Here is a 12,649-nt window from a genome sequence, read left to right as displayed (position 1 = left end):
AATTCCGCTCTTGGGCTGTGTCTTCCTAGTCAGTGCATTGGGTGATTGTGTTCCCAATGAGCCTTGTAATCACGGGTTAGTCTGGTGGCTGTTCATCCCTGCAATCGTGATTACGGCAATTGCTGGCCTGGCGATGCGATGGGTGATTAACTGGTTTGCACGGCGAAGAAGTCGCGACCGCTCCCCCTAACTTTCCAGCCAAACCTCGCCGCGAAGCGGCCTTCAAACCCGTTCATAGCGCATACCATCGGACGCAGCGCCACCCATTAAAGGGATTGCAAAGGGCCCCCGCCCTTTGCCCGCCGGAGGCATTTTTAATTCCCCTAAAACCCCCAAACCCCCTCCAACCCAAAGGGCCGAAGGGGGCTGTCGGTCAGGGTTATGCCCTTTAATTCCGGATCATATAGTCAAAGGCCGAAAGCCCCGCCGTGGCACCGGCGCCCATGGCGATGATGATTTGCTTGTAGGGTACGGTGGTGCAATCGCCGGCGGCGAAGACGCCGGGGACGGAGGTTGCGCCCTTGGCGTCGATCTCGATCTCGCCACGGGGGGAGAGGGCGAGGGCGCCTTTGAGCCATTCGGTGTTGGGCACGAGGCCGATCTGCACGAAAATGCCTTCCAGCTCTACGGTGTGCAGTTCCTCGGTGGCGCGGTCCTTATAGGTCAGGCCGGTCACCTTGGCGCCATCGCCCAGCACTTCTGTCGTCAGCGCGCTGGTGATGATGGTGACATTGGGCAGGCTGCGCAGCTTGTCCTGCAGCACGGCATCGGCGCGCATCTGGCTGTCAAATTCCACCAGCGTGACATGGGCGACGATACCGGCAAGGTCGATGGCGGCTTCCACGCCCGAATTGCCGCCACCGATCACCGCCACGCGCTTGCCCTTGAACAGGGGGCCGTCGCAATGGGGGCAATAGGCCACGCCCTTGTTGGCATATTCGGCCTCGCCCGGCACATTCATGTTGCGCCAGCGCGCGCCGGTGGAAAGGATCACCGACCGGGCCTTCAGGCTGGCGCCGTTGGACAGCACCACCTCGTGATAGCCGCCCGTCTCGCTGGCGGGGATCAGCTTTTCCGCGCGGGAGAGGTTCATGATGTCGACCTCGTAATCCTTCACATGGCTTTCCAGCGCGGCGGCCAGTTTGGGCCCTTCGGTATGGCTGACCGAGATGAAATTCTCGATGCCCAAAGTATCCAGCACCTGCCCGCCGAAGCGTTCGGCGGCGACGCCGGTGCGGATGCCCTTGCGCGCGGTATAGATCGCGGCAGCCGCGCCAGCGGGGCCACCGCCCACCACCAGCACTTCAAACGGAGCCTTGGCATTGATCGCGGCGACGGCTTTTTCCTCCGCGCCGGTGTCGAGCAGGGCGGCGATTTCCTCCAGCGTTTTCTTGCCCGACAGCCACATCGCGCCATCCTTGAACACGGCGGGCACGGCCATTACGCCGCGGGTATCGACTTCGGCCTGATAGGTGCCGCCCTCGATCAAGGTGGCGGTGAAATTGGCGTTTTTCAGCGCGATCAGCGTCAGCGCCTGCACCACGTCGGGGCAATTGTGGCAGGTCAGCGAGAAGTACATCTCGAAATCATGGGTGCTGGCCAGGCTTGTTACCTGATCCAGCACCTCTTGCGACACCTTGGGCGGGTGACCACCGGCCCATAGCAAAGCCAGGACCAGAGAGGTGAATTCATGCCCCATCGGCAGACCGGCAAAGCGCAGGCGGCTATGCGCATTGGCGACAGGGCTGATGGTGAAGGAGGGCTTACGGGCATCCGTGCCGTCAAAGCGGGCGGAAACCTTGTCGGAGAGCGCGGCGATCTCGCTGATCAACTCGCGGGTTTGCAAGGATTTCGCATCGTCGCCAAGGCTGGCGACAAGCTCAATCGGTTCACGCAGCATGGCGAGATATTGCTTGAGTTGGGCGGTCAGATTGGCGTCGAGCATGGGTTTCGTCCTTGGGAATGGGTTTTACGAGGGGCACGCCCCTCGCGCTCCCCTTAACGTCTACCGACGAGAGGTTGCTTTAGGGCTGATGTTGCGAATGACAGACAGGCTGCGCAGCAGCTTTAAAAGCCTCCGACGGTGCGGACGCGGCGCTCGGGGGCGGCATCACGCTTGTCATCGTCGGGAGACGTTCTGGGGGTGAAGGGGGCCGAGGCCCCCTTCGAAAAGCAATCAAAATCAGATCTTGCCGACCAGATCGATCGAGGGAGCCAGCGTTTCGGCGCCTTCTTCCCACTTGGCGGGGCAGACCTGACCGGGGTGTTCCTGCCAGTACTTGGCGGCCTTGATCTTGCGCACCAGTTCGGCGGCGTTGCGGCCCACGCCTTCGGGGGTCACTTCGACCAGCTGCACGGTGCCCGAGGGATCGGTCACGAAAGTGCCACGGTCGGCCAGCCCAACGCCTTCGCGCAGGTTGTTGAACTGCTTGGTCAGGTCGTGGTTCTGGTCACCGACGAGGAAATATTCGATCTTGCCAATAGCGGGCGAGGTGTCGGCCCATGCCTTGTGGCTGAAATGGGTGTCGGTCGACACGCCGTATACTTCCACGCCCAGCGCCTTCAGATTGGCATATTCGTTCTGGAGGTCTTCCAGTTCGGTGGGGCAAACGAAGGTAAAGTCGGCGGGGTAGAAGAAGAACACCGACCACTTGCCCTTGATATCGGCATCGGTGACTTCGACAAAAGCGCCGGACTTGTAGGCCTGGGCGGTGAAGGGTTGGATTTCATAGCCGATCAGCGACATGGGGTAGCTCCTGTTTGGGTGCTTGGTTGAACTTGTTGAAACCCATGTAGGTGCTGGAAGCGGAAATGCGAAGAGGGCTTTCCCGATTAATTAGATTGGCAATGGCGATAAGTGAGTTTTGATCGGAAACGCCGATTAACCCCGTCGCGCATCGGCACGCGGGGTTTGTGCAAGGGATAGAACCATGGCGGGCATGGCCGGTCCTTGATCTAGCGCAGGATTATGAACGCGGGATGGCAGGCGCGGAGGTTGCCCGCAGGGCGGATGGACCGCCCTGACCTTTACCGGCCAGTTTGCCCGCGATGCAGCAGCTTGTGGTCGGCCAGCACCAGCGCCATCATCGCCTCCACCACCGGCACGCCGCGAATGCCAACGCAGGGGTCATGGCGGCCCTTGGTGAACAGGTCGGTTTCGGCGCGCTGCCCCGTTTCATCGGCGCGGGTCACGGTGGGCACGGGGATCAGGATGGAGCTGGTCGGCTTGAACGCCACGCGCACCACCACCGGTTGCCCCGTGGAAATGCCGCCCGCAATGCCGCCAGCATGGTTGGCGGTGAAGTCGACCGAGCCATCGGCATCCAGCCGCATCGGATCGGCATTGGCCTCTCCGCGCAAGGTTGCGGCGGCAAAGCCATCGCCGATTTCCACGCCCTTGACCGCATTGATGCCCATCATGGCGGCGGCCAGATCGGCGTCCAGCTTGGCATAGAGCGGTGCGCCCCAGCCAGCGGGCACGCCGGTAGCCACGCATTCCACCACCGCGCCCAGCGATGAGCCATCCTTGCGCGCCTTGTCCACCAAAGCTTCCCAGCGCTGGGCGGCCTCTGCATCGGGGCAGAAGAAGGGGTTTTGGCCGATTTGCGCCGCGTCGAAATTGGCCGGATTGATCGCATCGCCGCCAATGGCCGAGACATAGGCGAGGATCGACACCTCTGGGATCACCAGACGCGCCAAGCCGCCCGCCGCCACGCGCGCCGCCGTTTCGCGGGCCGAGGAACGCCCGCCGCCGCGATAGTCGCGGAAGCCATATTTGGCGTCATAGGCATAATCGGCATGGCCGGGGCGATAGGCCTTGGCCACTTCGCTGTAATCTTTGGAGCGCTGGTCGGTGTTTTCGATCAAGAGGCTGATCGGGGTGCCGGTGGTTCGGCCCTCGAACACGCCCGACAGGATCTTAACCTGATCGGGCTCGTTGCGCTGGGTGGTGAAACGCGACTGGCCAGGGCGGCGCGCGTCCAGATAGGGCTGGATCAGCCCTTCGTGAATGTCCAGTTCGGGCGGGCAACCATCCACCACCGCGCCCAGCGCGGGCCCGTGGCTTTCGCCCCAGGTGGTGAATCGAAAGATGCGACCAAAGGTGTTCCAGCTCATGGGGGCGCTCTTTGGCGTTGTTTGCGGCAAAAGTCTATGGTGTTAGGGTGCGGGCGAAGCGGCTTTGCCGCGCAGCACATGGCCGACAACCGCATTGGCATGGCCATGGCCAAACCCATGTTCGGCCTTTAACATGCCGACCAATTCCATATGCTTGGCCGGAAGGCGCGCGGAAACCAGATCCAGCCAGTGCTGGATCGGCTGCCCGTATTTCTTCTCGATCGAGGGGAAATAGGCGGCGGGGCCTTTGACTTTTTCATTGGTCATGGCGGGCAGGCTGCCTTTAGGTGCGAGGCTTCGTCAAGGCTTAAAGCGGGCGCGTGAGGGCTGGACATTTGCACCCTTTGCCGCGATCAGCAGGGCCATTCTGGCAGCAGAGGAAATTTGGCAAAGGACCGCTTGTGACCATCACCCTTTACGGCATCCCCAATTGCAGCACGGTGAAAAAGGCCCGCCTGTGGCTGGAGGAAAGGGGCGTGGATTACGCTTTCCACGATTACAAGAAGGCCGGAGCGGATGCCGCTAAGCTGACGGACTGGATCGCCAAGGCGGGGCTGGACAAGGTGCTGAACCGCGCGGGCATGACTTTCCGCAAGCTGCCCGATGAAGCCAAGGTGGATCTGGACGGGGCAAAAGCGGTGACGCTGATGGTGGCGCAGCCTTCCTGCATCAAGCGGCCGATTGTCGAGCATGAGGGCGGCTTGATGGTCGGCTTTGTCGAAAAGGAATGGGCGGCAGTTTGGGGCTGAAGGCTTGATGGGCAATTGGGCCGAGATCGCGGGCAGCCTGTTGGGGTTGGCCAATATTGTGCTGCTGGTGCGGCGCTCGGTCTGGAATTTTCCGGTGGCGATGGTGATGGTGGCGCTGGTGGCCAGCGTGCTGGTCGAGGCGCGGCTCTATGCCGAAAGCGGGCTGCAGGGGTTTTTCTTTGTGGTCAATGGCTGGGGTTGGTGGCTTTGGTTGCGCGCAAGGGGCGATCTGCCTGCGGTGCCTGTTGGCTGGATGGACTGGCGGCAAAGGTTGCTGTGGCTGCTGGGCGCGGCGGCGTTTAGCGTGTGGCTGGGCTGGGCCTTGGCGCGCTATACTTCGGCGGCCTTGCCCTTTGCCGATGCGGCGGTAACGGGCGCCAGCATTGTCGCGCAGATTTTGCTGTCGTTCCGGCGGGTGGAGAACTGGCCTTTGTGGGTGGCGATTGATGTGGTGTCGGTGGCGCTCTACCTCAATCGCGGGCTTTACTGGCTGGCGGCGCTTTATGTGCTGTTCGGGGTGATCTCGCTGCTGGGCTGGCGCGAATGGGCCGGTGCGGCGCGGGATGGGCGGATGGTGCAAGCATGATCCGCATCTGTTTCCATGGAGCCGAAAGCACGGGCAAATCGGTGCTGGCCCAGCACTTGCAGGCGCGTTTCGGCTGGCCATGGGTGCCCGAATATGGGCGCGCCTATGCCGAGGCGCATGGCACCGACTTTACCATGGACGACCTGCTGGCCATGGCGCAGGGTCAGAATGCGGCGATGCTGGCGGCCAGTGCGGCGCGGCCTCCTGTGCTGGTGCTGGACACCGACCCTTTGATGACGGCGGCATGGGCGCAGATGTTATTCGGCCATGTGCCCGATGCGCTTTTCGCCTATCCCAAGGCGGACCTCTATCTGCTCTTCGCCCCCGATGTGCCGTGGATCGAGGATGGCACCCGCTTTTTCGGCAGCACACAGGCGCGGGCCGAATTCGCCGCCGTGTCGGAGGAGATGCTGGTGCGGGCGGGCGTGCCCTATACACGCGTCGGCGGCGATTGGGCCGAGCGCGAGGCGCAGGTGGTCGAGGCGGTGTTGGCGGTGGCGGAGGGGTAAGGTGCCTCCGGCGGGCAAAGGGCCAGAGCATCTGGCCAAAAAGTGGGAACCGGTTTTTGGCATCAGCGATGCGAGAACAAAGACTTGCCCTTTGCAATCCCTTTAGTGGGAGGGCGTTTGAGATGTGGTGTTACAACTGCCAAATTCATTACAGCTGTAAACGCCCAGTTGCGGACATCCTGCGGCTACCACTGCGGCCAACGTGTTCGTGGCTCCGCCGCCGCGAGCGAGATGCTGGCCGCGTCTCTATCCATGATGTTGATGATGTGCTCGGGGCCGAACGGTAACTCAGTCCCGACCCAGAAAGCATTGTTCTCTTCGATGCTGTCTGGCTCATTGTCGAGAAGCCCAAGATAACCACCCGATATTCTCTCCCGGACGATAACCCACATGCTTTCAACCGCGACGGGCTCTTCCGGATTGTCTACGCTGATCCTGAAAATCAGTTTTGCAAAATCGCCGGGTTGGAGTCTCTCTCGACGATCTCGGTCAGGTACCCAGAAGGTCGTAGGCGCATGAGCGTGTCGGGCTTCCCCGTCGTCCAAGCACCATCCATCGAGATTAAAATCCGGTTTTCTCATGCGGACAGATTAGAGGTTATCTGAATGTCCGCAATCCACCATTTTCGGCCAAACCCCGCCGCGCAGCGGCCTTCAAACCCGCCTATAGCGCATCCCATCGGACGCAGCGCCACCCGTCGACGGGATTGCAAAGGGCCCCGGCCCTTTGCCCGCCGGAGGCAAACGAAACCCAGCCGGAGGCACATCCAAACCGCAGCGGACCCCTTACCCCCGAACCTTGGCCGTCAGGATATAATTCAGCGCCAGATCGTCCGACAGGTGCAGGCCCTTCATGGGGTTCCATGCGATGCCCATGGGTTGGCCGACTTGGAGGCCATTGTCTTCCAATATCAACGCCAGTTCGGGCGGGGTGATGAAATCGTCCCAGTGGTGGGTGCCGCGCGGGACCAGCCCCAAGCGTTCGGCGCCTTCGACCATCAGCCATTTGGAGGCAGGGGTGCGGTTGGGGGTGGACAGGATCATCAGGCCATCGGGGGCCAGCGCGCCCACCAGCGCGGCGATGAAGGTGGCTTTGTCGGCGACATGCTCGATCACTTCCATGCTGGTGACCAGATCATAGCCGGACAGGCCAGCGCGGGCGATGTCTTCATTGCGATAATCGATGGACAGGCCTGCGCCCGCCGCATGGGCGCTGGCGGCGGCGATGTTTTCGGCCGCCGCGTCAAGGCCGGTGACCGCCGCGCCAAGCCGCGCCAAGGGTTCGCACAAAAGCCCCGCGCCGCAGCCCACGTCCAGCGCGCGCAGGCCCGACAGCGGGCGCACCGAGCGCGGGTCTGTGCCGAAATGTGCGTCCACGGCATCACGGATGAAGCGCAGGCGCACGGGGTTCAATTTGTGCAACATCGCCGAGGAACCCTTGGGGTCCCACCATTCTGCGGCCAGTTTGCCGAAATGGGCTGCTTCTTCTGGGCGGATTGTGGTTGCATTGGCCATGCGCTCTCCCTAAAGCGCGCCCACTGTGCGGGGCAAGTGCCCTTTTGCGCAATTTTGTTTCAAAGCTTGTGACTTTTCTACAAGGGAGCCTGACGACGTGGCCCGGATCGTGATGAAATTCGGCGGCACCTCTATGGCCGGCACGGAACGTATCCGGCGCGTGGCGGGCATTGTCCGCCGCCAGCAGGAAGCGGGCCATGAAGTGGCGGTTGTGGTGTCGGCCATGGCGGGGGAAACGGACCGGCTGGTCAATTTCTGCCGCGAAGCCAATGCGCTGTATGACCCTGCCGAATATGATGTGGTGGTGGCAGCCGGTGAACAGGTGACGAGCGGGTTGCTCGCGCTGACCCTGCAGGCGATGGGGTCGAAGGCCCGTTCGTGGCTGGGCTGGCAATTGCCGATCCGCACCGACAAGGCCCATTCCAAGGCGCGAATCGAAGGTATCGACACCGACGAGATTCTGGCCAGCATGGCCGCAGGCGAAATCGCCGTCATCCCCGGTTTTCAGGGCATGACCGAAGACCGCCGCATCACCACGCTGGGCCGTGGCGGTTCGGACACGTCGGCGGTGGCCGTGGCGGCGGCGCTGGGCGCGGATCGCTGCGACATCTATACCGACGTGGACGGGGTTTACACCACCGACCCGCGCATCGTGGCCAAGGCGCGCAAGCTGAAGAATGTGACCTACGAAGAAATGCTGGAACTGGCCAGCGTGGGTTCGAAAGTGTTGCAGACCCGCTGCGTCGCGCTGGCGATGAAGGAAAATGTGCGCGTGCAGGTGCTCTCGTCCTTCATTGACGAAAACGCCCCCGCCGCCGACACATTGCCCGGCACTATGATTGTTTCTGACGAAGAACTGGCCAAAATTCAAAAGGATCTGGATATGGAAAGCCAGCTGATCACCGGCATTGCCGCCGACAAGAATGAAGCCAAGGTCATCCTGACCGCGGTGCCGGATCGTCCGGGCGCTGTGGCCACCATTTTCACGCCGCTGGCCGCTGCCAATATCAACGTGGATATGATTATCCAGAACGTTGGCCGCGAAGACACCGACACCGACGTGACCTTCACCGTGCCGCAGGCCGACCTTGACCGCACGCTGGCCGTGCTGGAAGAAAACCGCGAAACCATCGGCTATCAAAAGCTGACCAAGGATTCCAAGGTTTCCAAGATCTCGGTGGTGGGCGTGGGTATGCGCAGCCATGCCGGCGTTGCCAGCACCATGTTCAAGACGCTGGCCGATCGCGGCATCAATATCCAGGCGATTTCCACCAGCGAAATCAAGGTTTCCGTGCTGATCGATTCGGACGAGACCGAGCTGGCTGTGCGCTTGCTGCATACGGCTTATGGGCTGGATGGCTGATAGGTTTTGATGCCTCCGGCGGGTTAAGGGCGGGGGCCCTTAACAATCCCGATCATGAAAGGCGCTCCTGCGGTGACGTGGGGGCGTTTTTCGTTTGGGGCTAAGCCGCTTCGCGGGGAGAAAAGGGGGTGTGGGGTGCAACCCCACCTTGAAACCCCGCAACCATGCGCCAAGCTTGCGCCTGTGCTCATTAACGGGATTGTTAAGGGCCCCCGCCCTTAACCCGCCGGAGGCATATAGCGCCTTCTTACCCCCCAAAACTTGCCCCATCCGCCTCCACCCCCTATAGGCGCGGCCAGATCGGTATAAGGACGGAGCAAGCAGTGACAGCCAAGACCAACGCCCTGATGGCGCGCGGCGCAGCATTTCTGGGCAGCGAGACTGCTATTTTGTGCGGCGCGATGAGCTGGGTTTCGGAGCGGAATCTGGTTTCGGCCATCAGCAATGCGGGCGGTTTTGGCGTGATTGCTTGCGGCGCGATGACGCCCGAATTGCTGGACGCGGAAATTGCGGCGACTAAGGCGCTGACGGACAAGCCCTTTGGCGTGAACCTGATTACGATGCATCCCAAGCTGTTTGACCTGATCGAGGTTTGCGCGCGGCATGGGGTGAGCCATGTGGTGCTGGCGGGCGGCATTCCGCCCAAGGGCAGCGTGGAGGCGATCAAGGCCTTTGGCGGCAAGGTGCTGGTGTTTGCGCCCACTCTGGCGCTGGCGAAAAAGCTGTTGCGCAGCGGCGCGGATGCGCTGGTGATCGAGGGCAGCGAAGCGGGCGGGCATATTGGTCCGGTGGCGACTTCGGTGCTGGCGCAGGAATTCCTGCCCGAACTGGCGCAGGATTATCTGGTGTTTGTGGCCGGTGGCATTGGCCGTGGCGAGATGATTGCCTCCTATCTGGAAATGGGCGCGGCGGGCGTTCAGCTCGGCACGCGCTTTGCCGCCGCCAGCGAAAGCATCGCGCATCCCGCGTTCAAGAAGGCCTTTTTCCGCGCCCCCGCGCGTGAGGCCGTTGCCAGCGTGCAGGTTGATCCGCGCCTGCCGGTGATCCCCGTGCGCGCGTTGAAGAACAAGGGCACCGAGGAATTCACCGCCAAGCAGCGCGAGGTTGCCGCTCTGCTGGACAGCGGCGCGATTGAAATGGGCGAGGCCCAATTGCAGATCGAGCATTACTGGGCAGGCGCCCTGCGCCGCGCGGTGATCGAGGGTGATGTCGAAAATGGCTCGGTGATGGCGGGCCAGTCGGTCGGCATGGTGACCAAGGAAGAGCCGGTGGCCGAGATCATCGCCACTTTGATGGCCGAATGCGAGGCTTCCTTGCGATAATTTTCGAAGGGGCAGGGGGATGAACCTCCTGCCCCTTTTGGTTTCAGGCCCGTTCCAGACGCCAGCGGAACAGATGGCCCGCGCCGGACAAAGGCGCCTGCACCTTGCGCTCGGTCACAGGGCGGAAACCTTGCAGGCGCAGGGCGCCGCGCAGGGCGACATAATCGCCCCATCCGGTCATGCCCTCCAACGCTTTGGCATTGCCCAGCGCCAGACGGCGCGGGTGCAGCCCTTGCGCCACATCCAGCGCGGGCCCGTCATGCTCTCCGGCAAAGCCTGCGCTTTCGATCAGGCGGCTGTCATAGACCACCAGCGCGGGTTTGATCCGCGCCGCCAGCGCAGGGGCCGAGGCCAGCGCGCCAACCGCGCCCGCGCTTTGCAACAGGTGGCGGCGGGTGAGGGAGAGCGCGGCCATCATTTCTTCCCCTTGGCCAGATAGGCGGCCACCGCGTCCAGTTCGGCATCGGTGATGTCCACGCGGGTTTGCGCAGGCATGGCGCCCTTGCCGCCGCGCACCACGGCCTTCACATAGGCGGGGAACAGGTCGCGGCGGTTGGTCAGGATCCCGTCGCTGGGCGGGCGTTTCATGGCCAGCATTTGCTTGGTCAACAGATTGCTGCCCATGCCGCCCGCGAAATGGCAATAGCCGCAGGCATGTTCAAACACCGCCTTGGCATCGCGGCCCGCCAGCAGCCGGTCGCCTTCGGGCATGGCGCTGCGAACCTGATAGGGCGGGAATTGCGGCACGCCGCCGGGGCCCGCGGGGGGGGCTTTGGGCGGTTGCGCCATGGCTGCGCCCGTCGCGGCAATAAGGGGCAGGGCGAGCGTCCAGATCAGCTTGCTCATTCCGCGCCCTCCTTCTTTTGCGCGCGATAGGCGGCGGGCCATACGCCCTGTTTGCCCGGAGCGATAATGCCATTGGGGTCCAGCGCATCCTTGATCTTTTCATCAAAGCGGCGCAGCGCGTGGTCGTTGAAGTCAAACGTGTCCATCACGCGGTCCATCCAGCCCAGATGGGTGCGATATTCGCCATAGCCCGCCTTGGCCGTCTCATCGATCAGCGCGTTGAACAATTTCTTGATATTGTCGATCTGGCCCGCATTGTCGCGGTCGTACATCAACATGTTGACATTATTGGCAAAGCGTCCGCCAATGGTGAAGCTGGCGTAGAAATCCACATCATGCTCGGCAATGATCTTGCGGCTGCGCTTCAACTGCCCGATCACATGCTCCGATGTGGCGGGCACCACGGGCGAAAAGCCCATATGCGCGCCGCGTCCGCCCACCCAGTCGCTCATCTGCAAAGGCACGGCCGAGGGCGTGCCCAAAGTGATGTCCATCGGGTGCTTCTCGTCCCCCTGCCGCCACCAGCTTTCAAACGGCGGCGCGTCCAGATGGCGTTTGAAGGCGGCTTTGATCACTTCGGCTTTCGCCTTGTTGACGCTTTCCTCGCCATAAAGGCGGATGGAAACGCGCCAATAGCCCAGCTTGTGTTCTTTGAGCAGCTCCTGCACCCGCCATTCGGGCATGGCGCTGGGCTTGTCCCAGAAATCCTTGCGCGTGCCCAGCAGCACGATCTTGCCCAGCCAGCTGGGTATGAACACATTCTGGTCAATCAATCCGGCGATTTTCAGCGGGGTGATCGTGTCCACCACCCAGGCAATATCGCCTTCCTCGGGAATGTCCCATGTCAGTTCAAGGCTGGTTTCGGGCGCGGGTTGCAGCCAGACGCCCGCCTTGGTCACCACGCCAAGGTTAGACTGGCTGAAGGCCAGATCCCATGTCGGGCCGTAATTCATGGGGAAGAGATGCCATGCCGGATTGTCCTTCATGGCACCCATGCCGGTGCGCAGCAGGTCGCCATCGGGCAGCACCGCCTCGATCCCGCACAGGTTGCGCGCGTGCAGGCCATAGGGCGTGTAGCCAATGCCATGTTCCAGCGCATTGCCCAGTACGCTGCCCCAGCCATTGCCCGGCACGCTCATCCACAAAGGCGCCTTTTGGCGGGCGATTTCGTCATGCAGGTCGAAAAAGCCCACGCCCGGTTCCACCACGGCATAGGCCAGTTTGGGGTCCAGTTCCAGAATGCGGTTCATCCGCCCCAGATCCAGCACCACGCTGCCCGCCATGCGCGGGGCCGATGTGCCATAGCCAAGGTTTTTGCCCCGCGCGACTGGCCACAGCGGCACCTTATGTTCATTGGCAAGCCGGACTATGGCGCGGATTTCCTCCACGCTGGCGGGGGCGACCGCGGCGGAGGCGGGCCAGCGCTCGGTGGAGCCGGGGGCGTAAATGTCGGCATAGGCATCGCGGTCGGCATCGCTGGACAGGACCCAGCCCTTGCCCACCACGGATGCGAAAGCGTTTAAGGCCGCGTCAAAGCCTTGCGGGCTGACGCGGGGTGGCAGGGTCAGTTTCATGGCCCTTCTCTCTCCCATTTTTATAACAATTGTTATGGAATGTGATGGAGGCGCGGCCCGCTGTCAAGCG

At 62.4% G+C, this 12,649-nt stretch carries 14 protein-coding genes; 5 read left to right on the top strand and 9 right to left on the bottom strand.

Annotated features, from left to right (window positions below; translation table 11 throughout):
* Positions 1-388: 388 nt before the first annotated feature.
* From ahpF to EOE18_RS03590, 4 genes are all read right to left on the bottom strand, one after another.
* Positions 389-1,945: an alkyl hydroperoxide reductase subunit F gene (ahpF, locus tag EOE18_RS03605; protein ID WP_127706309.1), complete on the bottom strand. Its 1,557-nt coding sequence runs from the start codon at positions 1,943-1,945 to the stop codon at positions 389-391.
* 237 nt (positions 1,946-2,182) lie between these two features.
* Positions 2,183-2,746 (bottom strand): alkyl hydroperoxide reductase subunit C, encoded by a 564-nt coding sequence (gene ahpC, locus EOE18_RS03600; protein ID WP_127706306.1) that lies wholly within the window; start codon positions 2,744-2,746, stop codon positions 2,183-2,185.
* A gap of 281 nt (positions 2,747-3,027) precedes the next feature.
* Entirely contained in the window at positions 3,028-4,116 is a 1,089-nt protein-coding gene (gene aroC, locus EOE18_RS03595) for a chorismate synthase (RefSeq protein WP_127706304.1), read from the bottom strand.
* A 42-nt stretch (positions 4,117-4,158) separates the two neighbouring features.
* A complete protein-coding gene (locus EOE18_RS03590) occupies positions 4,159-4,383 on the bottom strand; it encodes a DUF4287 domain-containing protein (RefSeq protein WP_127706302.1) in 225 nt (74 codons plus the stop codon).
* A 134-nt stretch (positions 4,384-4,517) separates the two neighbouring features.
* Here EOE18_RS03590 and EOE18_RS03585 point away from each other — a divergent pair, with 134 nt between their 5' ends.
* From EOE18_RS03585 to EOE18_RS03575, 3 genes are read left to right on the top strand one after another with little or no spacing between them, the layout of a single operon-like run.
* Positions 4,518-4,865 (top strand): arsenate reductase, encoded by a 348-nt coding sequence (locus EOE18_RS03585; protein WP_127706300.1) that lies wholly within the window; start codon positions 4,518-4,520, stop codon positions 4,863-4,865.
* A 7-nt stretch (positions 4,866-4,872) separates the two neighbouring features.
* A complete protein-coding gene (gene pnuC / locus EOE18_RS03580) occupies positions 4,873-5,451 on the top strand; it encodes a nicotinamide riboside transporter PnuC (protein ID WP_127706298.1) in 579 nt (192 codons plus the stop codon).
* Positions 5,448-5,960 carry an AAA family ATPase gene (locus EOE18_RS03575; RefSeq protein WP_127706297.1) on the top strand — a complete coding sequence of 171 codons (513 nt, stop codon included), beginning with the start codon at positions 5,448-5,450 and terminating at the stop codon, positions 5,958-5,960. Before pnuC ends, EOE18_RS03575 begins: the two co-directional genes overlap by 4 nt.
* A gap of 185 nt (positions 5,961-6,145) precedes the next feature.
* On the opposite strand, the gene EOE18_RS03570 is transcribed toward EOE18_RS03575, so the two are convergent.
* Entirely contained in the window at positions 6,146-6,505 is a 360-nt protein-coding gene (locus EOE18_RS03570) for a DUF2314 domain-containing protein (RefSeq protein ID WP_127706295.1), read from the bottom strand.
* A gap of 240 nt (positions 6,506-6,745) precedes the next feature.
* Positions 6,746-7,474, bottom strand: a complete 729-nt coding sequence (gene ubiG / locus EOE18_RS03565) for a bifunctional 2-polyprenyl-6-hydroxyphenol methylase/3-demethylubiquinol 3-O-methyltransferase UbiG (protein WP_127706293.1) — start codon at positions 7,472-7,474, stop codon at positions 6,746-6,748.
* A gap of 97 nt (positions 7,475-7,571) precedes the next feature.
* Between ubiG and EOE18_RS03560 the strand changes: the two genes are divergently transcribed.
* Together EOE18_RS03560 and EOE18_RS03555 are read left to right on the top strand one after the other, a co-directional pair.
* The gene (locus tag EOE18_RS03560) at positions 7,572-8,837 is read left to right on the top strand and encodes an aspartate kinase (protein ID WP_127706291.1); all 1,266 of its coding nucleotides are present in this window, start codon (positions 7,572-7,574) and stop codon (positions 8,835-8,837) included.
* Positions 8,838-9,184: 347 nt separating this feature from the next.
* The gene (locus tag EOE18_RS03555; protein ID WP_127706637.1) at positions 9,185-10,159 is read left to right on the top strand and encodes an NAD(P)H-dependent flavin oxidoreductase; all 975 of its coding nucleotides are present in this window, start codon (positions 9,185-9,187) and stop codon (positions 10,157-10,159) included.
* A gap of 43 nt (positions 10,160-10,202) precedes the next feature.
* Here EOE18_RS03555 and EOE18_RS03550 read toward each other — a convergent pair whose 3' ends face one another.
* From EOE18_RS03550 to EOE18_RS03540, 3 genes are read right to left on the bottom strand one after another with little or no spacing between them, the layout of a single operon-like run.
* Positions 10,203-10,577, bottom strand: a complete 375-nt coding sequence (locus EOE18_RS03550; RefSeq protein ID WP_127706289.1) for a hypothetical protein — start codon at positions 10,575-10,577, stop codon at positions 10,203-10,205.
* Positions 10,574-11,005 carry a c-type cytochrome gene (locus tag EOE18_RS03545; protein ID WP_164852651.1) on the bottom strand — a complete coding sequence of 144 codons (432 nt, stop codon included), beginning with the start codon at positions 11,003-11,005 and terminating at the stop codon, positions 10,574-10,576. Before EOE18_RS03545 ends, EOE18_RS03550 begins: the two co-directional genes overlap by 4 nt.
* Complete coding sequence (locus tag EOE18_RS03540) at positions 11,002-12,579, bottom strand: FAD-binding oxidoreductase (protein ID WP_127706285.1); 1,578 nt, start codon at positions 12,577-12,579, stop codon at positions 11,002-11,004. Before EOE18_RS03540 ends, EOE18_RS03545 begins: the two co-directional genes overlap by 4 nt.
* Positions 12,580-12,649 lie beyond the last annotated feature (70 nt).

The organism is Novosphingobium umbonatum, assembly GCF_004005905.1.
Classification (GTDB): Bacteria; Pseudomonadota; Alphaproteobacteria; order Sphingomonadales; family Sphingomonadaceae; genus Novosphingobium; species Novosphingobium umbonatum.
Note: the sequence above shows the minus strand (reverse complement) of the source record. Positions and strands in the feature narration are given on the sequence as shown.